Here is a 22,866-nt window from a genome sequence, read left to right as displayed (position 1 = left end):
TTTGCAAGATACTGTTTTAGAGATAAAAAATGTAAGCTTTGGCTATACAAACAAGAAGCCTCTTTTTGAAAACTTTTCACTGTGTTTAAAACAGGGGAGTTAAAGGCTATAGTCGGAGAGAGCGGAGCCGGTAAAAGTACACTTTTTGAACTTATACTCGGAAATCTCAAACCACAAAACGGTACGATTAAAGTTTCAAGGGTGTCTGAGATTTTTCAAGATCCTTACAGTTCCTTTCATCCGAGTTATACATTATTGCACCAAATAAAAGATGTGGCATCTTTGGATAATCTCAACAGTTTGATGGAAAATATGAGTTTTGAGTATGATCTGCTTTTAAAACTGCCGCATGAACTCTCAGGCGGACAGCTTCAGCGTGCATCTATCATAAGGGCTATGCTTATGCAACCGCAACTCCTCTTACTGGATGAACCGACATCGGCACTCGATAATGTGATTCAGCTTGAAGTGATGAAAATGCTTATAAAAAATCTTGACTCAATGGGAATGCTTTTGATTACCCATGACATGGACTTGGCATCCTGGTGCGCAGATGAGGTCATCAGGATTTGAAAAAATGGTTGATGAGATAATAACCGCTTCCCGCCATAAATACTGTTCCAAAAACATTCAGTGCCATATTTAAAAGCCCCAACGCGATACTCCCTCCTTCCAAAAGCAAAAAACTTTCAATGGCAAAGGTGGAATAGGTGGTCAATGCACCTAAAATTCCTGTTGAGAGAAAAGATTTCATATGGGGTGTTAAAAAAGTTGAATACATAAAATATGCCAAAAGCGCACCCATAATAAAACTTCCTATGAGGTTGACACCAAGTGTCCCAAAAGGGAGTTCATGCGGTACTCTGTGGGAAATAAGCCCGTTAATGTATGAGCGTAATACTGCTCCGATAAATCCGCCGCTACCTATTGCTAGTATTGTTTGCCAGCTCATGATCGTATACCTTTTGCATTTTTTTTCTTAGTTCATTTAACCAGTCCGGATCATTTTTATCAGCAATAAAAGAGTCAAGAAAAACAACTTTTATATTTCGGGGAACATAATAAAAACGTTTCAGATCATAGCACTTTGCAGTCTCTATAAGAACGATAGGCTGCACTTTGAGCTTGTATTGATCTGCGATGACTTTGGCTCCTGACTTGAAAGGGAGCATTTTGGCTCCTTTTGAACGTGTGCCTTCTGGAAACATTGTAATGACTCTTTTCTTTTTCAGCCTGTCTTTGGCAGCACGAAGCAGTTTGATGAGAGATGTTTTGCTCTCCCTTTCTACTTCTATATCTTCTGGCATACTCATTGCCAAACCAAAAAACGGTACATCAAAAAGAGACTTTTTTGCAACCCATGTTATATCTTTATTTGTAACAGTCTCCAAAATACCGATATCCAAATCACTTTGGTGGTTTACTAAAAACATTTGTGCATTGGGGTCTTCTTTTCCTTCGACTGTTGTAGAAAAAAATGTAGTGAGCCTGATAAACCATGCTACTGCTTTTCTTGCATAGGGACGAGGTAAAATCGGATATAATATTATGGAAAAAGTCAGCCCTGTAAAGATAATGAACGTGGCATAAGCCCAACTAATATGAGCAAGTATCTTCATTTTTCACCCAGCCTATTTTATTGTTTTTCAGTTTTACTTTTATAAAGTTTCGCACCTGTCCTTCTTTCGTTAAATGGTATTGTGTTTGTGTTGTTTCAAATACAGTAGAGTTGTCTACCGGCAGCAGATAAAGAGGTGTACCCTCTTTGATACATACTTTTTTCTGGGGTATTGCCAGATAAATTATATAAATTAATGGTATGATAATAAAAATCAGATAGAAATATTTACGACGTACAAGAATTAGAATAAAACCTAAGAATGCCACAGCAGCCGCTATATACATCTTGATCGTATCATGTGACTGGTCTCGCGGTCGCAAGTCACTTTGTGTGGTAACACTGTCATCATTGACTATAATCGGGATTGTGACTAAAGCATAATCATTTTTAAGCAAATTAAAATAGGAAAAAGAAAAATTTTCTATTTTTTTGTCAATAATAACAAAATATATAATCTTCCCTTCCCTGTAGTTACCGGAAATTGATTCAAGTCCCTGCTTGTATACATGTTTAAAACGGATTTCATTCAGATCAGCGTTTTGTGCTGAGGCAACAAATATAACAATGTTGTGTGTATCGTCATACACTGTTGTTTTATACTCTTGAATAGTAAAACTATTGGCTATGATATTGGAAAAGTTTTCCCCGGGATTGAGTGTAATTACATTAAGGTTCGGACCTTGAAGCGTTGTGCTGTTGTAATCATGGGGTGCCATTAAAAAAGCTTCAATATCGGGAAGTTTTGCCTGTTTTTGTGTTGCCTGCATATGAAAAGTATCAAAATAATACTTTCCTTTTTGCACTCTCTGGGGTGCTTCATCAAGGATTTTGATACCTTGATGATTTGAAAATTCATACAAAACATCATCAAAGTTTTTTACTGTTGAGAGTGTTTTGTAAGTTACGGGAAATATTTCACCTTTAATAACTCTTGTCGGAATTTCATCATAGCTGAGATAAATCACTTTATTTGCAAAAAGTGATGTGATGAAAATGAGAGCAATTAAAAGTGCTTTGATCACGACGCTAAAAATCCTTCTAGCATTTTTATTCCGTCATCGCTTCCCAAGAGAGATTCCATAGCGCGTTCTGGATGCGGCATAAGGCCAAAAATATTTTTTTCTTTATTGCAAACACCAGCAATGCCTGCAACACTTCCGTTAGGATTTTGTATTTCACCGTTTGCGTCAGTGTATTTCAAAAGTATTTGTCCGTTGGCTTCAAGCTCTGCCAGACCCTCGTCATTTATGTAATAGTTTCCGTCATGGTGTGCTATTGGTATATTTACAACATCGCCGGTATGCAGTTTTTTTAAAAAAACATTGTCACAGTTTTCTACACGAAGATGGTGATGTTTTGAAATGAAGTGCAGCCCTTCGTTCCGCTTCAGTGCGCCGGGAAGAAGTCTTGCTTCTGTTAAAACCTGAAAACCGTTACAAATACCTAAAATTTTTCCGCCATTTTCTGCATACTCTTTTACTGCAGACATAACAGGGCTGAATTTCGCAATAGCACCGCTTCTGAGGTAATCACCATAGGAAAATCCTCCTGCTACTACAAGCAAATCAGTATCTTCGGGTATTGTTGTAGATTTGTGCCATACTATCTGTGTTGTCGCACCAAGTTTTTCAAAAGCATACTGTGTATCATATTCACAGTTCGTTCCCGGAAATTGTAAAATAGAAACTTTCATTATACAAGCTCTATAGTATAGTCTTCAATTACGGTGTTTGCCAAAAGATCTTCACACATTTTTGTCACATCAGACATTGCTTTTTCTTTATCTGTTTCATTAATTTTGAGTATGATCTGTTTGCCTACACGAACATCTTCAACATTACCAAATTGCAGAGAGTTAAGGGCATGATGTACAGCTTTTCCCTGCGAGTCTAATACGCCTGCTTTTAAAAATACATTTACTATTGCTTTCATTTGTTATTTTCCTAAAATTCTGTTTAATACCTGCTCGTAAGCTACTGTAACGCCACCTAGTCCTTGTCGGAATCTGTCTTTATCCATTTTTTCACCACTTTGTATGTCCCAAAAACGGCAGTTGTCCGGTGAAATTTCATCAATGAGAATGATATTTCCCTCTTTGTCTTTTCCGAATTCAAGTTTAAAATCAACTAAATTCAAACCTTTCTGAGCAAAATAAGGCTTTAAAATATCATTTACCTGTCGAGCCATACGGCGAAGTTTGTCAAGCTCATCCTGAAAATCAACCAGTCCAAGAATCAGTGCATGCTGGTCATTGAGTTTAGGATCACCAAGTTCATCATTTTTGTAGTCAAACTCTACAAGAGTAAAAGGAAGAACCGTACCGTCTTCAATGCCAAGGTTGCGGGTAAGACTTCCCGTTGCAATATTGCGGACAATGACCTCTATGAGGATAACATCAACTTTTTTATGAAGCATGTGATTGTCATCAAGCATTTTCACAAAATGAGTGGGAATGCCATTCTTTTCCAAGAGTTTGAACAATTCTGTAGAAATTTTATTGTTCAGTGCTCCTTTTCCGACTTCGCTGGATTTTTTTTCGCCATTAAATGCTGTTAAGTCATCTTTAAATTCAGAAATGACTAAATTTTCATCTTCTGTCGCGTAGAGTTTTTTTGCCTTACCTTCGTAAAGTAATTCTTTTTTTTTCACGTTTTTTATCCTTTCATTATAACAAGAGCTTTTATGATGTCAACGGCTTCTTTGAGTTGAATGTCTTTGTTGAGCATTTCTGGCGTAATTATATCTTTTTTATCTTTTTTATCTTCTTTAGTCTCTTCTTTTTTCCCGTCAACTTTTTCAAGTTCTTCCTGCAGATGTTTTTTCAGGTCTGCTTCTTTTATGGCAAACTCATTTTTATGTGTTTTAAGCTCACCTGGAATAACGACTACGTCAGGCTTCACGCCTACCGCCTGAATGGTTCTTCCGCTTGGGAGGTAGTATCTGGCAATAGTAAGTTTTATTGCTTCTGTTTTTGTAATAGGCAGGACAACCTGTACACTTCCTTTGCCAAAAGTGTTTTCTCCTACGAGCACAGCGCGTTTGTGGTCTTGCAGAGCCCCACTGACAATCTCGCTGGCACTGGCACTTCCCCCGTTGACTAAAACAACCAAAGGAACCTTTGTCAGAGTATTTGAGGCATGAGCGCTGTAGGTTTTGTTTTCAATTTTTCGTCTTCCTTTTTGGGAAACTATCACGCCGCTGTCTACAAAAGAGTCAACCAGACCTACTGCCTGGTCAAGTAATCCGCCGGGATTGTTTCTTAAATCTAAAATAATACCTTTAGTGGAAGCTTTGCGTTTATTTATCTCTTTCGTAACATCTTCTACAACTTTTTTGTCAAAACTGGCAACGCGTATGTATAAAATATCATTATTTATTACTTTTGCGTGTACAGATTCTATTTTGATTATATCACGGACAATATGGATAGAAAGAGGCTTGAGTTCTCCCTCTCTGACGATGAGCAAATCAATAGGTTCTCCGACTTTTCCCCGCATAAGGGATACCGCTTCATCTATAGTCATGCCAATAGTAGATTTGTCGTCAATTTTTAAAATTATATCACCTGCTTTGAGCCCTGCTTTGTCTGCCGGTGTTCCGTCAATAGGGGATATAACTGTGAGTGCACCGTCTTTCATACCAACAGTAATTCCCAGACCGCCAAATTCACCTTCTGTCTGTACTTTTAATCGTTTGTAATCTTTTTCTGTCAGATAATTTGAATGGGCATCAAGATTTTTCATCATACCGTCAAGTGCTTTGTCTATAAGCTCTTCTATCGTTACATCATCAACATCATATTGTTGTACTATGCTGATGACTTTCGTGAATTTCTCCAAAGCCTGAAGTCTAGAAGCCTGTGCATCTTTTATGGAACTCTCTGCAAATAAAGAAGAAGAAAGCATAAGCGCTATTGATGTCGCAACCGATGCAAATCCTAGAGTGATAAACTTTTTGTTTTTCATAATAAACCTACTGTTGATTTTTTAAAGAAGATATTATACCAACAGTTGATAAATGGAAAACTTTTATGCTAAATATGATAAAATCATTTTAAATTTGTATGGGATATCAAATGAAAAACATTGTACTGATAGGTTTCATGGGTGTAGGCAAAGGAAGTATAGCGCGCGAAGCGCTCAAATATTCTTCGTATATGACGATAGACACTGATGACATTATAGAAAGCATGGAAAACAGAAAAATTAAAAAGATATTTGAAGAAAACGGTGAAGAGTATTTTAGAAAACTGGAAAAACGGGTTGCAAAATGGCTGGAAACAAGTGTACATGATACGCTGATTTCTACCGGCGGCGGTTTCTACAAACAGACAAATTTACAAAAAATAGGTACAATTGTTCTATTGGATTCTCCTTTTGATGCTATCATTAAACGATTAAAAGAACACCCCAATGCAACAAGAAAATTGAAAAAAAGACCGTTGCTTGCTGATTTGAAAAAAGCAAAAAAACTTTATGATGAACGACGACCTCAGTATCTGAAGTTGGCAGATATCATCATAGATGTTACTGGAAAATCAGCACAGGAATGTGCAAAAGAACTCTTAAAAAAGGTAAAAAAACATGGGTAAATTATTATTGGTACTGGCATTTGTATTCACAACATCTCTGATGGCTGATGAGATACACTGGGCAAAAGACTATCAAGAAGGGATGGTTCAGGCACAAAAAGAGCATAAACCTGTTCTTTTTATTATTTCAAGTCACTCTTGCAAATACTGTCTGCTTCTTGATAAAACAACACTTAAAGATGAAAAAGTTGTGCAAAAGATAAATAAAAATTTTATTGCTGTTCGTTCATGGACGGACAAAAGAGATTATATTCCGGCTGTACTGGCACAAAATACTCCGGGCCTTCCGGGAATATGGTTTTTGTTACCAAATGGTGATCCTATGTTTCAGCCACTTTTGGGATATGCAAAAAAAGATGTGTTTTTACAGGCATTAGAGATAGTGCAAAAAGAATTTAATACAAATCAAAAGAGAGTGAAAAAGTAATGATATTTGTAAAATCCAGTGATAATGATTTTGATGGAAAGTTTGAAGAACTTTTAGCGCGCGGAAAGATGGATATTGCCCATGTAAGCGGCATAGTAAATGATATTATTGAAGATATAAAAACAGATAAAAATCTGGCTTTGCGATCACATATCAGTAAGTTTGACAACTGGACACCAAAAAATGATGCAGACTTGAAAATAACGACGGCATCTATGCAAAAAGCCTATGAAAATATTGACAAAAAGCTTAAAGATGCCCTGCATCTTGCCTATGACAGAATAAAAGCATATCATGAAAAGCAAAAACCGAAATCATGGTTTGATACAGAAGCAAACGGAACGATTTTGGGACAGCAGGTGACTCCGGTTGAGAGTGCAGGGCTCTACATTCCGGGAGGAAAAGCAGCTTACCCCTCATCTTTGCTTATGAATGTTATTCCTGCGCAGGTTGCAGGTGTTGAAAATATTATTATCTGTACGCCGACACCGGATAATGAACCAAATGAGCTTTTACTCGCTGCCTGTCATCTTTGTGGTGTGAGTGAGGTATATAAAGTGGGTGGTGCAAGTGCTATTGCCGCAATGGCGTATGGAACCGAGACAATACCGAAAGTGGATGTTATAACAGGACCCGGAAATATTTTTGTGGCAACTGCAAAAAAAATGGTTTTCGGTGAAGTCAATATTGACATGATAGCCGGGCCAAGTGAAATAGGTATTTTGGCAGATGAGAGTGCAAAGGCCAACCACTTGGCTATAGATCTGCTTTCTCAGGCAGAACATGACGAAATGGCAAGTTCTATTTTGATTACACCCTCGCAAAAACTGGCCGATGCTGTAAAAGATGAAATTGAAATATGGCTAACAAAACTTTCACGCCAGGAAATAGCCAGAAAATCCATAGAAGAAAGAGGGGCAATCATCGTAACAAAAGATATGGATGAAGCCGTTGGTTTGATGAACAAAATAGCGCCCGAACATCTTGAAGTCGCTACGATGAGCCCTTTTGAACTTTTGCCGTATATCAAGCATGCCGGAGCAATTTCTTGGGACACAACACACCTGAAGCTATAGGCGACTATGTTGCAGGACCAAACCACACGCTTCCTACTGGGGGTACAGCAAAATTTTATTCACCGCTTGGTGTTGAAAATTTTATGAAAAAAAGTTCTATTATTTCATTCAGTAAAAATGCTATCAATGAGATTGGAGAAGAGTGCGCTTTGATTGCAAATACAGAAGGATTAACGGCTCATGAACAGTCTGTCCGTGTTCGCCTAAAATAAATAATTATCTGATTATAATATATTAGTTATAAAATTTTATTTTATAACTAATATAAATCTTTGAAATATTAATTTTCCCGATATACCCATTACAAAAAAATTATCAAAAATATATCACTCTTTTATTACTTCTTTAAGGTTCATGCGTTAATATATCTACAGTAAAAAAAGCCTGAAATGCCGTGCATAAGGGCTTCTTTTAGTGTTAATAAGTCGTAGTTATAAATCTTAAAAAAGCCACTGAAGGCCAAAGGAGAATATATGCAATTAGGTTTCCTAGTTGATTTACACCTGTGTATGGGTTGTAAAGGTTGTGAGATCGCATGTAAAGTGGAAAATGAAGTTCCGCTTAGTACATGGAGACTTCGTGTTAAATATGTAGATGTGGGAACTTTCCCTGAAACTAAGAGAACATTCACCCCTCTTAGATGTAATCATTGTGAAAATGCACCATGTGAAAGAATTTGTCCGGTATCCGCTCTTCACTATATTGAGAATGGTATTGTAAACATTGATAAAGAGAGATGTATCGGCTGTGCCGGTTGTGTAATGGCCTGTCCGTACGGTGCAATATACATTGATCCTGAAACGCAGACTGCTGATAAATGTACCTACTGTGCACACCGTATTGCATCTTCGATGATGCCGGCCTGTGTGGTTGCATGTCCGGTAGAAGCAAATATTTTTGGTGACTTGGAAGATCCTGCATCAAATATTTCAAGATATATTCAAGATCACAGAGATGTACAGGTTCGTAAACCTGAGAAGGGAACAAATCCTCATCACTATTATGTCGGAGCAGGACAAGCGAGTCTTAATCCTCTTGCATCAAGAAGAGAAGAAGGGTATAACCTGTTTAACAATATTACAACACTTCCACTAGGGGGGCATCACTAATGGTACATGAAACTTTAGCAGCAACAAATGCTGTAGTAACTCTAGATGTTGCAATTCCTGATATATTCTGGGGTTGGTATGTAACAATGAATATGTGGGCAAAAAGTATCGGTACCGGTCTGGTATTTATGCTTTTTCTTTTATTAAAGAAAAATCCGAGTGAAATGAACGGACTGCGAACGCCGGTTATGATTGCTTCTTTTATCTTTATGAATATTTTCCTGGTTTTCACATGGTTGGACCTGCATCAAATGTGGAGAATGTGGCATATATTCTTTTATCCTCACTGGACATCAGCAATTACAGTGGGTGCCTGGATGGCAACACTCTTTGTAGGTCTTGAATTTGTCATGATTGCAGTAATGATCAGAAAAGAGAAATGTTTGCTGACAAAACAGCCTACCGCCTTTTTTGATAAAACACTTTTTTGGGTAACGCTGCTGGCAATTCCAGTAACACTTTATACTGCCGGTATTATGGCTGAAGCAACAGCAAGAGAATTATGGCAGATGCCGACAGAATCAGCACAAATGATTTTGGCAGCAACACTTCCGGTTCTGCGGCAATTATCCTTCTCGGCGGTTCTAAATTAAGCGACGAAACGAAAAATTTCTTTGGAGCGATTTTAGGATTAAGTGCTTTAATGGCATTTATTATTTATATGTCAGAGTATATTTTCGGTGCTATGAAAGCTGAAGAAGTTGCAGCTATCTTAGGCTATGTTAAAGGCGATGGTGAGTATGCTACAATGTTCTGGATTGGACAGTGGGTTGCATATATCTTACCAATGATACTGGTTGCACTTTCACGAGTAAGTAACAGTAGCAGTCTTTTAAACCTCGCAGCTATTTTAGCTATCGTAGGTCTGTGGGTAGTGAAGCATGTTTGGCTAGTTATTCCACAATTATTACCAATGAGTTAAGGAGAAAGTATAAATGTATTTACAAAGTAGAAGAACATTTTTAAAAGGTGCTGCATTCAGCGTAGCTGGTGTAGCTATTGCTAAAGGGGTATTTGCAACAGATGCAATTGCCGAATCTGTTAGCCAAAGTAAGTTTACAAACACTCCTGATACAATTTCTTTTTATCCTGACCAATCAGAGTGGGACAATTTTGCGGAGCTCGACGGAGATGACTGGAAACGTGGCGGTATCGAACGCCATGGCGTCCGATCTGCCGACAATCCTGACGGTATCCAGGTAAACAACTATACAATTGTTCCAACAGTCTGTTCAAACTGTGAAGCGGGTTGTGGTCTAACTGCATGGGTTAACAAAGATACTATGACGGTAAGAAAGTATATGGGTAACCCATTACACACAGGTTCTCGAGGCAGAAACTGTGCCAAAGGGTATGCTGTAACTTCTCAAATGTACGATCCTGATCGTATTCCGTTTCCTATTAAACGTGCGCCGGGTTCAAAACGTGGTGAAGGAAAGTGGGTTCGTGTAACATGGGATGAGGCAATGGCTGCTATCGGGAAGAAAATGCATGACACACTTGCAAAAGGTGATGAGATTTCTAAAAAATCTATCATGTACCATGTCGGTCGTCCAAACGAAAACGGCTTTGGTCCGCGTGTTCCGCAATCTTTAGGAATTGACGGATACAATTCACATACCAATATCTGTTCGGCAGGGGCTCGTCAGGGAACTATCCAATGGGCAAATGATGACAGAAACTCACCGGATTGGGCAAATGCAGATCTGATATTCTTACAGTCTTCACATGCAGCAGATGCGGGTCACTATTTCCAACAGTCAGCCGGTTTGATTGCTGAAGCGCGCAAACGTGGTGCAAAAATGGTTGTTATTGACCCTAGAATGAGTAACTCAGCGGGTATGGCGGATTTATGGATTCCGTGTTGGCCGGGAACAGAAGCAGCACTTTATCTATATTTGACAAACCGTATTTTAAATGAAAAGAAAAAAGACGGGTCAGATATTGTAAATCATGAATTTGTAAAAGAGTGGGTTAACTGGGACAGACTGATGGCCAACAAAGATTATCTGCAAAAGATGATTGGATACGGATATATCTCTAAAATGCCAAAAGATGACAGTTATGAGTCTTTTATAGAAGTTGCAAAAGAGTTGTACGCTCCGTATACTAAAGAGTTTGTTGTTAAAGAGTGTAAACTCGAAGGTATGGAATATAAACTGGATGAACTGTGGGAGATGTTTGTACCTGCAGGAGCTAAAGTTGCTACATATTTATGGCGTGCAGGACCAATCGGTCACCGTGGTGGCTGGATGAATACACGTGCAGGTTTCCTGCCTCTTGTTTTTGTCGGAGCTATGCGTGGAGATATCGGTGGAGTAGGTATGCACCACTGGCATGAAATTTCAGTTGCAGGAAAAGGTGACAAAGCCACAGTTGCAGGAAAACACCCTGAAAAAACTGATGCATGGAATGAAATTGCATGGCCGCCGGAGTATCCTATTTCAACATATGAGATGGGTTACATGATGCCACAGATTATGATGGATGATGCATGGCATGAGAAATGGACGAAACGCGGACTGAAGATTCCTAAATCTATGGCTGTTTATGTTCCAAGAATGCACAATCCTTTATGGATTAATCCGGATGGATTCAGATGGATAGAAGCACTCAAGCGTGAAGATAAATTTGAATTGTCATTTAACCTCTCTCCTACCTGGTCTGAAACAAACTGGTACTGTGATTATGTACTTCCTGTTGGACTTGCGGGTGAGAGAAACGATCAACAGTCAACGCCTTCAAAACCGGAACAGCGTATAGAATTCCGTCAGGCGGTTCTTCGTGTTGCTGCTGAAAAATCAGGTTGGAAAGCAAAAAGACCGGAACGTGCTACACTTGAAGCACACATGAAATTCGGTCTGGGTGAAGTATGGGAAGAGAGTGAATTCTGGCCAAATCTAATTGTAGATTATGTAGATCCGGATGGTTCATTGGGCATCAGAAAATACTGGGCAAGTAAAAAAGATCCGTCCCGTGCGGTAACTGTTCCTGAGTATTTTGATGCGGCGATGAGTCTTTTACCGAAATTAAAAGCCGAAGCGACAAAACTGTATGCAAAAGAAGAGTTCCCTGTTTACAGCTACATGAGAGATCATGGTGCCTGGACAGAAAAAACTGATGTATACAAGCCTCAGGAAGAAGAACTTGAATTTGACGGAACATATTACCATGCACACGGTCATAAATATTCCAAAGACGAAGTTACCAAGGATGAATTCGGTGCATTATGGGTACAAGACGGAAACTTCAAAAAATCTATCGGTGCTGAAATTGACGGAGAACTTCGTGAAGGTTTCCATACATTGAGTAAAAAGCTTGAATTTTTCTCTGAGTGGTTGGCTGAAGAATGGAAATGGCCGGAGTATGCTATTCCAATTTATCCGAGAAATGATGCAGAGAGCGACAAAATGGTACACCTTGTAACACAGGTTCACCATAAGCACATGAAAGCGGACAATGAATTTGCACTCAATACGATTTATCGTCTGCCGTACAATATTCATACGCGTTCTGTGAACTCTAAACACTTGATGGAGATTTCACAAAACCACAATCCTATTTGGATCTATACAAAAGATGCTGAAAAACTCGGTATCAAACGCGGAGATGCAGTTAAAGTACAAATACAGGATACTCTTACAGGTATTAAAAGCGGTTACTTTATTGCAATGGCTGTGCCAACTGAAGCAACACGTCCTGGTGTTCTTGCATGTTCACACCATGCAGGCCGCTGGAAACTCAAAGACTCTGTAACTATTCCGGGATTTGAGCATCAGCTTGGTATTATGAGTTTGGGTTCTCCTAAATATGAAATGACTGATGACGGAAAAGTCGGAACAATGAAACCGACTGAAGGTATCAAACCGCATCATGCATGGCAGTTTAAAGAGTACAACAAAGATCTTGACAATATCTGGTGGGATGGACTCAGTGGTGCATGGCAAAATGCGGTAGCCCCTTGTCATCCGGATCCTATTGCCGGAAACCACGGCTGGCACCAAAAAGTTATCATTACCAAAGCAGGTGCTGATGACAAAATAGGTGATATTAAAGTGAACTATGAAAACAACTTTAAAGTGTATCAGGCATGGAGAGATCAGTTGACTCGTCCGTTGACTGCGGCAGACAAACTACGCCGTCCATATCATATTAAACGTCCGGTGAAACCAAGCCAAAAGGCTTATGAGTTCAATATAAAAGACGTTTAACAACAAAGGTAAAGCCCACTTCAAGTGTGGCTTTACTATACTTCTAATATAAGAAAATTTCCAAAAGGCACATTTTTAATGAATAATGATTTAAAACAAGAGCAGATTGCAAGAATAAATTTGTATGCACTTATCTCAAGAATAATGATGAGTGAAATTGATGAAGGGCTATTAAAATCAATAGAAGAAGACGAAAATATGCTCTCTTTTTTTCCAACATTCAAAGAATGGAAAAAACGAAAAGAGCTTGATTCAAAAGATTTGATAGAAAGATATCTGAATGTTGATTTTACTAACCTTTTTTTACTCCATCTTATTCCGTATGAATCGTTTTACACGAGAGATGATCAGATGCTTGAAACAGGTGGCGACAATCCTGTACAGGCGATTTTTAATGCTTTTGAATTTAATGTACAGCTTGACAAAGCACGGGTTATGGCTGCTGACCATATAGCGATTGAACTTGAGTTTATGTATGAACTCTGCAGAGCAGAGCTAAAGGCACTTGAAGAGGGGAACTCTAAAGTGGCACAGGAGATAGCACAGATTCAGTACGGTTTTATGCGAGACCATATTTTGGAGTGGGCGCCAATGTATCTGTTAAATGTGAAAAGTGAAGCAGGCACGGCTTTTTATTTTGATGCGGCTGATTTGGCTTTGGAGTTCATTATGAGTGACTTTGAATACCTCACAGAATTAAAAAACAGCGGATATAATCACCAAGCATGAGCCTTTTAACTTTAGATGTCAGCAAATGCGTGCATACTTCAAACAAGTTTGCAATATGTGACAAATGTGTGCAGGCATGTCCTGTTCAAACAATTCATCTGGAAAACTCTGCAATCTCTTTTACACCGAGTGAATGTGTTGGATGTGGAGGCTGTAATGCAGTTTGCCCTACTGCGGCATATACACTGGATGATTTTAACCCAATGAATTATATTTTCCAGTTTTTAGAAGATGAAAAGAGTGTGCTTACATGTAAGGACGAAAATTTCCCCTGTATAGCCTCATTGAGTGTTGAAGAGTTATTGAGTGTTGCATTGATATCTTCAGAAAAAATTACTCTGGATGTGGGACCCTGTGCAGAGTGTGAAATAGCAAAAACAAATCTTGCTGTTATAAACAACAGAGCAGAAGAGGTGAATTTCCTGCTTGAAGCGATGCAACAGGAAAAAAGCCTGAATGTTGCAGCATTAAATCTTGAAATAAAAAAAGAAAGTGATACTTTAAGCCGGCGTAAACTGCTCTCAAAAGAGGGTGTCAAAACTGCAATATCCATCAAGCAGCAACTTCAAAATGAAGTTGATGCGAGTGATACGAATGTAAAGACACATACAGTTACAGCAAAAGATATTATGAAAATCAAAGAGAAGAATATACCGGACAGGCGAAGTCTGTTGCTTATGGCTATGAAACGTGCCAAAGTGCCTGAAATGTATCATACGATTTCTGTAGAGGACATCTCATTTATTTCACAAAAGGATCTGGATGAGACTACATGTACCAATTGCCAGATGTGTTACAGAATTTGTCCGACCGGTGCTCTGAGCTCAGATCACAGAGGCAGTAAAATTGATTTTAATCCGCTCGCCTGTGTACAGTGTCACAGCTGTCATGATGTCTGCGAACCGCATTCTCTCACACTGAGAAAAACATTTTCGCTCAGTACTTTTTTTGAACCGAAAATTGAAACCCTGGTGCGTTTTGACATTAAAAGATGTGATGAATGCGGGAACTTTTTTGCCTATCAGGGTGGAGAGAAAATCTGTAACAGATGCAGGATTGAAGAAGAAGAAGCAAAAGAACTATGGGGGATACAATGAGTGAAAGAATGGCAGAAGTCGAGACAATGAATGCTGATGACGGGATTAAAAAAGAGACAAAGCTCTTTGGGCTTATTGCTGAACATGCCAGTCCAAACAGACTGTTTGTTTTACTTAACAAAGAGATAAAAGCAAATAATGCCGATGCCATGATGATACCGATGAATATACGCGAAGATGATTTTTATTATACACTTTCAAATATGAAAAAATCTCATGTCAACGGTGCATATATAGCAGAAGAATATCAGGAGAGTGCAGTAGAACTGCTGGATGAAGCAGATGAATTTGTACAGGTGTATAACAAGTGTGATTTTGTTCTAAGAGACGGTGAACGACTGATCGGAACGTATCTTGAGAAAAACAATACATTGCTTGGCGAAGCTTTAGCAAAAGAAATATTTGAAAAATATATAAGATAGGAAGACAATTATGGATATAAAAGATTTAAATGAATTAAGAAACGAATTTGAAATGATGCAAAAACAGGCAATGCAGGCTGCCTGTGATGACGGAAGCTGTGCAGAAGATGAGTATGAAGACTATCCAGACTATTTAAAGGCCATTTATGCAGAGATTATGCCTCCGGCAAAAAGCGGTATCTATTTTTCAAGATGGGATTTAAAACGCATAGCAGCTGAACTGGGCGAATCTTTTGCCATAGATGTACGTGAGAGAATGTTTAAAAATTTCATGCAGTGGATTGCTACACCCGAAGACATGCAGGCTGTTGTCAATGAATTTAAAAAACACATGGATATGAAATGTGATTTGTATCAAGAATATATGCAAAACTATCCGGCAATGAAAGAGATTTTCGAACCGAAAATTCAAAAAGCGGAAAAAGCAAAAAAATATCTTGACAAAGTCTATATCGAGTTTTTTACTTAAGCTTTTTCAGTATCTCTTTTTTTATTTTTCCGAGATTGAGGGGATGTTTTTTATGAATATCCGCCTCAAGCTTTGCAATATCCTCATCTAAACCTCTGTTTTGATAATTCATTATTAAGAGCAAGAGCAATTCTTTTGCATCTATTGCGCGTTTAATATCTGCAAACTCTTCTTTTTGTTTTTTGTAAAAAATGATTTTTGACTGATTTTTGCGGTGAAAAATCCGGCTAAAAAAATCAGGGTATAGATGAAAAAAGTTTTTATCTGCGCAAAATTTATCCATGCTTGATTTTGTGGGGCATTTGTTTTGTCTAACAAGAGTGCAGGATTTGTTTTTTTTACTTTGACTTTATATGCTTTTGTATGGAGTGTGTAATAGCTGTTTTTGCGCGGGGAATAAACTTCTAACACAAAAGAGGGGATTGTAAAATTATCTGCCGCGCTGAGGGCATATATATATTCTGTATTGATAATATACCCATCTTCTGTAAGCCTGGAAAGTTTGTCTTTTCTTTTTGAAAATATGCTTACATTTTCAATCTGCGTATTGAGGATATTCAATGCTGTTTCTTTGTAACCCGTACCGGAGAGTATATAATGCAGATTGACAATCCCGTACTGGTCAATTTCATCGGTGTCAATTGTAGAGCTGATTTTAAAATCTCCTACCAGGTCAACATGTTTTTTAAATTTTTCTACCTTGAGTGTTAAAGGTTTGAGCGCTATTTTTGTATCATAGGTGCTGATGGCTATACTGTCATCATGGTCATCAACATAACTTTGTTTGACAGCTTTGTCACTGGCGGTGCGAATAATAAAATCAAAATTTACATGCAGTGTTTTTGCTTTGAGTGCAAAGAGAATAAACTTAAAGGTTGTCTTCGTGTTGTGGTAGCCTTTGTCCTGTATGCTTTTTTGTAAAAGTTTTACTTCATAATCAGGGCTTTTTTGCACATTAAAGGAAAAAAACATATGATCACTGTGGTTTTTCTGTTCCGCCTGAAAGGTAATGAGCAGAGGTTCTTTGATGTGGACACTTTTTTTATTGGTTGTAAGTTTGTAGGTTGCCAGCTGGCCTGCACCAAAAAGTGAGACAGTAAAAAGTATAAAAAGCAAAAATATCTTACCAAGGGTGTTTTTCATTTGTATATCCTTTGTTTATGAGTTCATAAGCTCTGTATCCCAGCTTGTATTTTGATTTGTTTTTCTTCTTTACATGTAGAAGATTTTGGTTCTCTTTTTTCTTTTTGCTGTTTTTTCCGCTGCCGCTGCTTTTTTGTGAAGCTTTTTGCTGTGAGTTGGACGATGAGGCACTTTTGTTTGTGCTTTTTTTCTGCATTTGTTTTTTATCATCTTGCTTTTTGCGCTGCCTGTTGGTTTTTGGAAGCATTTGTCCGAGATTTTTTTCATCCTGAAGTCCCAGTTTATACAGAAGGCTGAGATTGTAAAAGGCATCTTTGTCAAATCCAAGTGCCAATGATTTTTGGTAATAGCGCATTGCTCGGCTGTATTTTTTCAAGGCAACAGCACAATTGCCGAGATTGTAAAAAATATTTTGTTTGAGTTTTGGATCTGTGGAACGTATTTGTGAAAAAAGTTCTACAGCTTTTTTGTAATTTTTTGCTTTGCAATAGGCAACTGCACTGTTATAGTAGCTTGCAGGGGAGGGAGAAAGCTTGAGAAACTCCTGTGCAGCAGCTGCATAGTTTTTATGCCTGTATGCCTGATTTGCTTTGTTGTGATGATAAAAATCCAAGAGCGAGGCCGCATGAACAGGGTACGGCAGAATGATAAAAGGCAGAAGAACAAAGAGTTGGTGCAGTTTTGTTACAGCAAGAAAGAAACTAAGCAGCGCTATAAAAAGCGGAAAAATAAAAAGTTCCCGGTAGCTGAGTACCTTTGTCGTTGATTCAACAGCAGTATCCTGTTCTTGAAGATCGCTGATGATTTCCTTTGATATATCTGCATCTGTGTCTAATTCATAATATTTTCCTCCGCACTCCTGTGCCAACGGTTTTAAAAGTGGATTTATTCTTGAAATTACAAGATTCTCGTTATTGTCCAAAATAGGTTTGTTGTTCTTTTTCAGTGTGGTTCCTTTTGTTGAACCTGTTGCAACGATATAGGGAATGATGCTATTTTTTTTACATATATCTACGAGGCTGGCAAGATCTTTGTCCTCGCCCCCGTCAGTGAAAATAATGAGATTTTTTTGTTTATAGGAAGTCTTGGCAATACTTTGAAACAAAGAGAGCAGGGAGGTTCCTTTTGTTAATATATATTTTGGCTCCAGAGAGTTGAGTGCCATCATACTGATGGTACTGTCTGTTGTCGGAGGTGAGATGAGCATGGCGTTGGAGGTGAATGCAAAAATACTGAACCGATCCTGATTCAGTTGCCTAAGCAAAGAGGCAATATTTTTTTTTGCCACTTCATAGCGTGTTGGCTTCAGGTCATCCGCCTGCATTGAAAAGGATGCATCAAGGGCTATAATATAATCCTGTGCATCAAATTTTTGCTCGATCGGTTTGTTTGTAATGACCGGTCGACTGAGTGCGATGAGCATAAAAAACAGAGAAAGGTAGAGCAGGTTCTTTTGCTTTTTTGTCTTTTGCTGTGTCTCTTTTATATCATTCTTATAGTAAAAATACAGTGGAATCAGAAAAGAAAGAATCCAGGGATACAAAAGTGTCATAAAACTTCCTTTTTCTGTTTTGTAATAAGATAGAACAGCAGGAGCAATGCCAAAGTAAGCGGATAGATAAAGAGATTTTGTTTATGAAGATAATGTTTTGATCGAATGGCACTTGGTTCGAGTTTGTCTATTTCCTGATAAACTTCTTGCAGCATCTTGACATCTTTAGCCGCAAACATTTTTGCACCTGTGTTTTTTGCTATGAGTTTGAGAAGATTGGCATCAAAAGAGGAGGTGTCTCCTATGCCTATGGTATAAATTTTCACATGCTGCTTTTTTGCCCTTTGTACCGCCTCTTTTACAGAAACAGCACCACTGTTCTGATAGCCGTCTGTCACTAGAATAATCACTTTTTCTTTTGCTTTTCCTTTTTTGAGGATTTTGAGTGCAGTTGCCAGTCCTTCTCCTATAGCGGTACTTTCTCCTGCAATGCCCACATCAAAAAAATCCAGTAAAAATGCAACACTCTTCATATCATAGCTCAAAGGAATGGCAGGATAGGCATAGCTTCCAAATATTGCTACACCGACATTGTCGTTGTAACGTTTGGATATAAATGAAGCTAAAAGTTCCTTGAGTGCATCAAATTTTCTTTTTTGCGGATTTTCTGAGTCAAATCCACTCTCCGCCATGGAACCGCTGGTATCAAGAGCAAAAACCAAATCTCTTCCTTTTCGCTTGGAAGAACTTTTTTGGTCATATACAATTGGTGAGGCAAGTGCAAAAATCATAGAGGAGAGAATCAGGGAATAGAGCAGTTTTTCTTTGTTGATGAAAGAGGTTTTTTTTGAAAAGAGATGTATGTGCGGGAAAATAATTTTTTTGAGCGTAAGAGGACATTTATATATGCAGATTACCAAAAGTAAAAGGATGAAAACATAAGGATATTCAAAGGTAAAATTATTCAATTTGTCACTACTTTTTGATACAATTATAGCAAAGAGGAGATGAGAATGAGATTTATTTTTTTATTTGTTATCCTGCTAACGAAAATATATGCAGATTCAGATGCTTACAATCGTGGTGAAATGCTTTTCTTTGCCAATGCCTGCTCAAGCTGTCATGGACCATCTGCCGAAGGAAGCAGTACCTATCCGAGACTTGCAAACAAAAAAAGCAGTTACCTGAAAAAGAAACTGATTGATTTTCGCGCAGGAAAGGCCAGCAGTGTTTCACAGCAGATGATGGCGCAGTTTGCGAAAAAACTGAGTGATCAGGATATTAACGATTTATCCTTTTTTCTTTCCAATCACAAAGAAGTCCCTGTTGAAGATGTACAGGACGATATACTGGGCGGATTTGGTTCATAAATCTGTTCCGGTACAAATAGATCCTGCAAATACAAAAGAGTACATAAAAACCATACGGGGAATTGGATATATGATGCTTTAGTGTAAGCGTGTTTGAGACGCTACATCTATTTTTCTGCCCACAGCATTCTTAGATAGAGCCCCGGCGTTGAAGTGTATCCAACCTCACTAAATACCAGTTTTTTGTGTTTGTCATAAATAAAAGTTGTCGGAAATCCGGAAATATGAAATATTGAGGAGAGTTTTCCATTTTGGTCGTTGACAACTTTGAAAGTGTAATTATTTTCATCAAGATATTTTTGAAGCTTTTCATCACTCCCTGACTTCACAGCTATGGTAATGACTTCAAAATAGTGCGATAAAAATTCTATATTTGAAGCTTCAAGCTTACATGTAGGACACCAGCTAGCCCAAAAGTGTACTAAAACGGTTTGTTTTTTACTACTTGATACTCTTGATTATTTATAAGTTTAAAGCTGTCAACAGTTAAGGGACTCTGTGATAAATCCTGACTTCTGTACAAACTTAAAGCATTTGCAAAAAGAGTCATCGTAATCACAAAAAAGATAATTTCTTTGAGGTAGTGTTTCATTTTTTTTAGCATAAGACAAGCTTAACACTATTGTAATAATAAACTGATAAAATGCTAAAAAAATAAAGGAAAATACATGGTTAAAGCACTACTTGTTTCACTGTCTCTCGTATTGATGACGGGATGCAGCACTTCATTGCACAAAGCAACTCCTCATAAAACAAAAAAAACGGTGCATAGAATGTTCCAAAGTGTTTCTAAGGAAAAAGCTGTTTTGTTGCAAAAAGGAAAGCATAAAGAATCTTGCCATATATGCGGCATGAATTTGGTAAAGTTCTATAAAACAAATCATGCGGCAAAAGAGAATGGGATAACACATCAGTACTGTTCTATTCATTGTTTGACAAAAGATATTAAAGAAGGTGCTGAACTGGAAAATCCTCAAGTTGTTGATGTGAGTTCTTTGAAATTTGTTCCTGTAACAGAAGCTTATTATGTTGTTGGAAGTAAAAAACCCGCTACAATGAGTAGAATAAGTAAATATGCATTCAAATCTTTAAAAGACGCACAGGCTTTTCAGGCCCAATATGGTGGGAAAATAGTTGATTTTTATTCTGCCTGGCAAATAGCCAGGAAGGATTTTAAATAAGAAGGGGTTGAGACAGAGTGTTTACTCTATCTCAGCGTCGATAACATCGTCATCGTCTTTTTTCTTTGCTGCATCTGCTGCTCCGGCTTCACCGCCTTGCTCTTTTTTATACATCTGCTCTGCCATTTTATGGCTTGCTTCTGTAAGTACTTTTACTTTCTCTTCAATTTGCTCTTTTGTAGAGTTTTCATCTTTTAGAACATCTTGAAGATCCTTGATAGCCGCTTCTATTTTTGCTTTTTCGTCAGCTGCAAGGTTGTCTCCCATCTCTTTCATTGATTTTTCAGTTTGTGCAATCAATGCATCTGCCTGATTTTTGAGTTCAACAACAGCTTTTCTTGCTTCATCTTCAGCTTTATGCGCTTCTGCATCCTGAACCATTTTTTCAATCTCTTCTTCGCTTAATCCTGAAGCACCTGAGATTGTAATTTTTTGCTCTTTACCAGTTCCCTTGTCTACTGCTGAAACTGTCAGTATTCCGTTGGCATCAATATCGAACGTAACCTCAATTTGAGGTACACCACGCGGTGCCGCCGGAATATCAGTCAGTTCAAACAGACCTAAAGATTTGTTGTCTTTTGCAAATTCTCGCTCACCCTGCACAACGTTAATGCTAACAGCCGGCTGGTTGTCTTCTGCAGTTGAGAAGATTTGAGATTTTTTTACAGGAATTGTAGTTCCTTTTTCGATAACTTTCGTTGCAACACCACCAAGTGTTTCAATACCAAGTGATAACGGTGTAACATCAAGTAAAAGAACATCTTTAACATCTCCTCGTAATACACCACCTTGAATAGCTGCACCTGCAGCAACAACTTCATCAGGGTTTACTGATTTATTTAACTCTTTGCCGTCAAAATAGTCAGAAACTCTTTTTTGTACCAAAGGAACACGAGTAGAACCACCAACCATGATGATCTCTTTGATGTCGCCTTTACTTAAATCTGCATCTTTCATTGCAATTTGAACATGATCCATTGTTTCATCTACAAGTGGTTCAATCATCCCTTCAAACTTAGCACGGGTAAGTTTTACAACCAAGTGCTGCGGACCTGCTTCTGTCATTGTGATAAACGGCAGGTTGATTTCTGTTTCTGTTGCCGAACTTAACTCTTTTTTCGCACTTTCTGCAGCATCTTTCAAACGCTGTAGGGCCATTTTGTCATTTTTAAGATCAATTCCGTGACTTGCTTTGAATTCACTTGCTAACCAGTCAACAATTTTGTTGTCAAAGTCATCACCACCAAGGAATGCATTTCCGTCTGTTGAAAGAACTTCAAATGTTCCGTCAGAAATTTCAAGTGTAGTTACATCAAATGTACCACCACCCAGGTCATATACCAAAACATCTTCATCAGATTTTTTCTCTAAACCATATGCAAGTGCTGATGCAGTCGGTTCATTGATGATACGAAGTACATTCAGTCCCGCAATAGTACCGGCATCTTTTGTCGCTTTTCTTTGGCTGTCATTAAAGTATGCCGGAACGGTAATTACAGCATCAGTAACTTTTTCTCCAAGATACGCTTCAGCATCTTCTTTTAGTTTTGAAAGAATTTTTGCTGAAATTTCCTGTGGTGTGTAGATTTTTCCTGCAACATCAACTGCTGCCATACCGTCTTTGTCTACAATCTTATATGTTACTTTTTCCTGTGCAAGTTTTGCATTTTCTTCATTCATCATAAGACCCATGATTCTTTTGACAGATGAAATTGTTTTTTCCGGATTTGTGATAGCCTGACGTTTTGCAGGGTCTCCTACTAAAACCTCTCCCTTGTCTGTAAATGCAACAACTGAAGGTGTTGTGTTTTTTCCTTCTGCATTTGGAATGATTTTCGCTTCACCACCCTCATATACTGCCACACATGAATTTGTTGTTCCTAAATCTATACCTATTACTTTGCTCATTTTTTCTTCCTTTTTTTAAG

Annotated in this window: 25 protein-coding genes and 3 pseudogenes; 14 read left to right on the top strand and 14 right to left on the bottom strand. The window is 38.1% G+C overall.

Features of this window, described 5'->3' with window-relative positions; translation table 11 throughout:
* Position 1: 1 nt before the first annotated feature.
* Positions 2 to 573, top strand: a pseudogene (locus MLC44_RS10240) (ATP-binding cassette domain-containing protein).
* Here MLC44_RS10240 and crcB read toward each other — a convergent pair.
* From crcB to MLC44_RS10205, 7 genes are read right to left on the bottom strand one after another with little or no spacing between them, the layout of a single operon-like run.
* Positions 563 to 952: a fluoride efflux transporter CrcB gene (gene crcB / locus MLC44_RS10235; protein WP_151899813.1), complete on the bottom strand. Its 390-nt coding sequence runs from the start codon at positions 950 to 952 to the stop codon at positions 563 to 565. The pseudogene MLC44_RS10240 and the gene crcB overlap by 11 nt on opposite strands.
* The gene (locus tag MLC44_RS10230; RefSeq protein WP_434657196.1) at positions 921 to 1,619 is read right to left on the bottom strand and encodes a lysophospholipid acyltransferase family protein; all 699 of its coding nucleotides are present in this window, start codon (positions 1,617 to 1,619) and stop codon (positions 921 to 923) included. Before MLC44_RS10230 ends, crcB begins: the two co-directional genes overlap by 32 nt.
* Positions 1,597 to 2,643 (bottom strand): hypothetical protein, encoded by a 1,047-nt coding sequence (locus MLC44_RS10225; protein ID WP_434657194.1) that lies wholly within the window; start codon positions 2,641 to 2,643, stop codon positions 1,597 to 1,599. Before MLC44_RS10225 ends, MLC44_RS10230 begins: the two co-directional genes overlap by 23 nt.
* Positions 2,640 to 3,314 (bottom strand): phosphoribosylformylglycinamidine synthase I, encoded by a 675-nt coding sequence (gene purQ / locus MLC44_RS10220; RefSeq protein WP_151899816.1) that lies wholly within the window; start codon positions 3,312 to 3,314, stop codon positions 2,640 to 2,642. The genes MLC44_RS10225 and purQ overlap by 4 nt, the downstream gene beginning before the upstream one ends.
* Complete coding sequence (purS, locus tag MLC44_RS10215) at positions 3,314 to 3,553, bottom strand: phosphoribosylformylglycinamidine synthase subunit PurS (protein WP_151899817.1); 240 nt, start codon at positions 3,551 to 3,553, stop codon at positions 3,314 to 3,316. Before purS ends, purQ begins: the two co-directional genes overlap by 1 nt.
* A gap of 3 nt (positions 3,554 to 3,556) precedes the next feature.
* Positions 3,557 to 4,270, bottom strand: coding sequence for a phosphoribosylaminoimidazolesuccinocarboxamide synthase (gene purC / locus MLC44_RS10210; RefSeq protein ID WP_151899818.1), 714 nt, complete (start codon positions 4,268 to 4,270; stop codon positions 3,557 to 3,559).
* Positions 4,271 to 4,275: 5 nt separating this feature from the next.
* The gene (locus tag MLC44_RS10205) at positions 4,276 to 5,586 is read right to left on the bottom strand and encodes a S41 family peptidase (protein ID WP_151899819.1); all 1,311 of its coding nucleotides are present in this window, start codon (positions 5,584 to 5,586) and stop codon (positions 4,276 to 4,278) included.
* A 110-nt stretch (positions 5,587 to 5,696) separates the two neighbouring features.
* Between MLC44_RS10205 and MLC44_RS10200 the strand changes: the two genes are divergently transcribed.
* The 11 genes and pseudogenes from MLC44_RS10200 (at position 5,697) to MLC44_RS10150 (ending at position 15,752) form a co-directional block, all read left to right on the top strand.
* Complete coding sequence (locus MLC44_RS10200) at positions 5,697 to 6,212, top strand: shikimate kinase (RefSeq protein WP_151899820.1); 516 nt, start codon at positions 5,697 to 5,699, stop codon at positions 6,210 to 6,212.
* Positions 6,205 to 6,639, top strand: a complete 435-nt coding sequence (locus tag MLC44_RS10195; protein WP_151899821.1) for a thioredoxin family protein — start codon at positions 6,205 to 6,207, stop codon at positions 6,637 to 6,639. Before MLC44_RS10200 ends, MLC44_RS10195 begins: the two co-directional genes overlap by 8 nt.
* Positions 6,639 to 7,927: pseudogene (gene hisD, locus MLC44_RS10190) on the top strand (histidinol dehydrogenase). Before MLC44_RS10195 ends, hisD begins: the two are co-directional and overlap by 1 nt.
* Positions 7,928 to 8,188: 261 nt before the next feature.
* On the top strand, positions 8,189 to 8,824 hold the full coding sequence (locus MLC44_RS10185) for a 4Fe-4S dicluster domain-containing protein (RefSeq protein WP_151899823.1): 636 nt from the start codon (positions 8,189 to 8,191) through the stop codon (positions 8,822 to 8,824).
* Entirely contained in the window at positions 8,824 to 9,417 is a 594-nt protein-coding gene (nrfD, locus tag MLC44_RS10180) for an NrfD/PsrC family molybdoenzyme membrane anchor subunit (RefSeq protein ID WP_434657192.1), read from the top strand. The genes MLC44_RS10185 and nrfD overlap by 1 nt, the downstream gene beginning before the upstream one ends.
* Entirely contained in the window at positions 9,327 to 9,746 is a 420-nt protein-coding gene (locus tag MLC44_RS10175) for a hypothetical protein (RefSeq protein ID WP_434658909.1), read from the top strand. The genes nrfD and MLC44_RS10175 overlap by 91 nt, the downstream gene beginning before the upstream one ends.
* 13 nt (positions 9,747 to 9,759) lie before the next feature.
* The gene (locus tag MLC44_RS10170) at positions 9,760 to 13,035 is read left to right on the top strand and encodes a molybdopterin-dependent oxidoreductase (protein ID WP_346389897.1); all 3,276 of its coding nucleotides are present in this window, start codon (positions 9,760 to 9,762) and stop codon (positions 13,033 to 13,035) included.
* Positions 13,036 to 13,113: 78 nt separating this feature from the next.
* A complete protein-coding gene (locus MLC44_RS10165; RefSeq protein WP_346389898.1) occupies positions 13,114 to 13,764 on the top strand; it encodes a TorD/DmsD family molecular chaperone in 651 nt (216 codons plus the stop codon).
* The gene (locus tag MLC44_RS10160; RefSeq protein WP_434657190.1) at positions 13,761 to 14,861 is read left to right on the top strand and encodes a 4Fe-4S dicluster domain-containing protein; all 1,101 of its coding nucleotides are present in this window, start codon (positions 13,761 to 13,763) and stop codon (positions 14,859 to 14,861) included. Before MLC44_RS10165 ends, MLC44_RS10160 begins: the two co-directional genes overlap by 4 nt.
* Positions 14,858 to 15,283 carry a hypothetical protein gene (locus tag MLC44_RS10155; RefSeq protein ID WP_434657188.1) on the top strand — a complete coding sequence of 142 codons (426 nt, stop codon included), beginning with the start codon at positions 14,858 to 14,860 and terminating at the stop codon, positions 15,281 to 15,283. The genes MLC44_RS10160 and MLC44_RS10155 overlap by 4 nt, the downstream gene beginning before the upstream one ends.
* 10 nt (positions 15,284 to 15,293) lie before the next feature.
* Positions 15,294 to 15,752, top strand: coding sequence for a hypothetical protein (locus MLC44_RS10150; RefSeq protein WP_346389901.1), 459 nt, complete (start codon positions 15,294 to 15,296; stop codon positions 15,750 to 15,752).
* Here MLC44_RS10150 and MLC44_RS10145 read toward each other — a convergent pair.
* The 4 genes from MLC44_RS10145 to MLC44_RS10130 are packed head-to-tail and all read right to left on the bottom strand — an operon-like array spanning position 15,745 to position 19,355.
* Positions 15,745 to 15,876 (bottom strand): hypothetical protein, encoded by a 132-nt coding sequence (locus MLC44_RS10145; RefSeq protein ID WP_434657186.1) that lies wholly within the window; start codon positions 15,874 to 15,876, stop codon positions 15,745 to 15,747. The two genes, MLC44_RS10150 and MLC44_RS10145, sit on opposite strands and share 8 nt — an antisense overlap.
* A gap of 17 nt (positions 15,877 to 15,893) precedes the next feature.
* The gene (locus tag MLC44_RS10140) at positions 15,894 to 16,895 is read right to left on the bottom strand and encodes a hypothetical protein (RefSeq protein ID WP_434657184.1); all 1,002 of its coding nucleotides are present in this window, start codon (positions 16,893 to 16,895) and stop codon (positions 15,894 to 15,896) included.
* Positions 16,876 to 18,447, bottom strand: coding sequence for a vWA domain-containing protein (locus MLC44_RS10135; RefSeq protein ID WP_434657182.1), 1,572 nt, complete (start codon positions 18,445 to 18,447; stop codon positions 16,876 to 16,878). Before MLC44_RS10135 ends, MLC44_RS10140 begins: the two co-directional genes overlap by 20 nt.
* Positions 18,444 to 19,355, bottom strand: a complete 912-nt coding sequence (locus tag MLC44_RS10130; RefSeq protein WP_434580128.1) for a VWA domain-containing protein — start codon at positions 19,353 to 19,355, stop codon at positions 18,444 to 18,446. Before MLC44_RS10130 ends, MLC44_RS10135 begins: the two co-directional genes overlap by 4 nt.
* A 45-nt stretch (positions 19,356 to 19,400) precedes the next feature.
* Here MLC44_RS10130 and MLC44_RS10125 point away from each other — a divergent pair, with 45 nt between their 5' ends.
* Positions 19,401 to 19,757: a c-type cytochrome gene (locus MLC44_RS10125; RefSeq protein WP_188110038.1), complete on the top strand. Its 357-nt coding sequence runs from the start codon at positions 19,401 to 19,403 to the stop codon at positions 19,755 to 19,757.
* 107 nt (positions 19,758 to 19,864) lie between these two features.
* Here MLC44_RS10125 and MLC44_RS10120 read toward each other — a convergent pair.
* Positions 19,865 to 20,149 (bottom strand): annotated as a pseudogene (locus MLC44_RS10120) (redoxin domain-containing protein); the annotation flags it as partial.
* Between the two features lie 29 nt (positions 20,150 to 20,178).
* Positions 20,179 to 20,361, bottom strand: a complete 183-nt coding sequence (locus tag MLC44_RS10115) for a hypothetical protein (protein ID WP_434657180.1) — start codon at positions 20,359 to 20,361, stop codon at positions 20,179 to 20,181.
* Positions 20,362 to 20,425: 64 nt separating this feature from the next.
* On the opposite strand from MLC44_RS10115, the gene MLC44_RS10110 reads away from it, so the two are divergent.
* A complete protein-coding gene (locus MLC44_RS10110; protein WP_346389904.1) occupies positions 20,426 to 20,938 on the top strand; it encodes a nitrous oxide reductase accessory protein NosL in 513 nt (170 codons plus the stop codon).
* A 21-nt stretch (positions 20,939 to 20,959) separates the two neighbouring features.
* Here the strand turns inward: MLC44_RS10110 and dnaK are convergent, their stop codons facing one another.
* Complete coding sequence (gene dnaK, locus MLC44_RS10105) at positions 20,960 to 22,846, bottom strand: molecular chaperone DnaK (RefSeq protein ID WP_151899838.1); 1,887 nt, start codon at positions 22,844 to 22,846, stop codon at positions 20,960 to 20,962.
* Positions 22,847 to 22,866: the final 20 nt, after the last annotated feature.

The organism is Sulfurimonas sp. NW9 (genome assembly GCF_051132275.1).
Classification (GTDB): Bacteria; Campylobacterota; Campylobacteria; order Campylobacterales; family Sulfurimonadaceae; genus Sulfurimonas; species Sulfurimonas hydrogeniphila.
This window is presented reverse-complemented; position numbering and strand designations above follow the sequence as displayed.

Bases quoted from the DNA above. Each gene is read 5' to 3' on its own strand.
- MLC44_RS10125 (WP_188110038.1), top strand. From the start codon at position 19,401: ATGAGATTTATTTTTTTATTTGTTATCCTGCTAACGAAAATATATGCA.
- MLC44_RS10115 (WP_434657180.1), bottom strand. From the start codon at position 20,361: ATGCTAAAAAAAATGAAACACTACCTCAAAGAAATTATCTTTTTTGTG.
- MLC44_RS10150 (WP_346389901.1), top strand. From the start codon at position 15,294: ATGGATATAAAAGATTTAAATGAATTAAGAAACGAATTTGAAATGATG.
- MLC44_RS10165 (WP_346389898.1), top strand. From the start codon at position 13,114: ATGAATAATGATTTAAAACAAGAGCAGATTGCAAGAATAAATTTGTAT.
- MLC44_RS10140 (WP_434657184.1), bottom strand. From the start codon at position 16,895: ATGAAAAACACCCTTGGTAAGATATTTTTGCTTTTTATACTTTTTACT.
- MLC44_RS10135 (WP_434657182.1), bottom strand. From the start codon at position 18,447: ATGACACTTTTGTATCCCTGGATTCTTTCTTTTCTGATTCCACTGTAT.
- MLC44_RS10175 (WP_434658909.1), top strand. From the start codon at position 9,327: ATGGCAGATGCCGACAGAATCAGCACAAATGATTTTGGCAGCAACACT.
- MLC44_RS10170 (WP_346389897.1), top strand. From the start codon at position 9,760: ATGTATTTACAAAGTAGAAGAACATTTTTAAAAGGTGCTGCATTCAGC.
- MLC44_RS10200 (WP_151899820.1), top strand. From the start codon at position 5,697: ATGAAAAACATTGTACTGATAGGTTTCATGGGTGTAGGCAAAGGAAGT.
- nrfD (WP_434657192.1), top strand. From the start codon at position 8,824: ATGGTACATGAAACTTTAGCAGCAACAAATGCTGTAGTAACTCTAGAT.
- dnaK (WP_151899838.1), bottom strand. From the start codon at position 22,846: ATGAGCAAAGTAATAGGTATAGATTTAGGAACAACAAATTCATGTGTG.
- MLC44_RS10155 (WP_434657188.1), top strand. From the start codon at position 14,858: ATGAGTGAAAGAATGGCAGAAGTCGAGACAATGAATGCTGATGACGGG.
- MLC44_RS10230 (WP_434657196.1), bottom strand. From the start codon at position 1,619: ATGAAGATACTTGCTCATATTAGTTGGGCTTATGCCACGTTCATTATC.
- MLC44_RS10185 (WP_151899823.1), top strand. From the start codon at position 8,189: ATGCAATTAGGTTTCCTAGTTGATTTACACCTGTGTATGGGTTGTAAA.
- MLC44_RS10110 (WP_346389904.1), top strand. From the start codon at position 20,426: ATGGTTAAAGCACTACTTGTTTCACTGTCTCTCGTATTGATGACGGGA.
- purQ (WP_151899816.1), bottom strand. From the start codon at position 3,314: ATGAAAGTTTCTATTTTACAATTTCCGGGAACGAACTGTGAATATGAT.
- MLC44_RS10205 (WP_151899819.1), bottom strand. From the start codon at position 5,586: ATGAAAAACAAAAAGTTTATCACTCTAGGATTTGCATCGGTTGCGACA.
- MLC44_RS10160 (WP_434657190.1), top strand. From the start codon at position 13,761: ATGAGCCTTTTAACTTTAGATGTCAGCAAATGCGTGCATACTTCAAAC.
- MLC44_RS10195 (WP_151899821.1), top strand. From the start codon at position 6,205: ATGGGTAAATTATTATTGGTACTGGCATTTGTATTCACAACATCTCTG.
- crcB (WP_151899813.1), bottom strand. From the start codon at position 952: ATGAGCTGGCAAACAATACTAGCAATAGGTAGCGGCGGATTTATCGGA.
- purS (WP_151899817.1), bottom strand. From the start codon at position 3,553: ATGAAAGCAATAGTAAATGTATTTTTAAAAGCAGGCGTATTAGACTCG.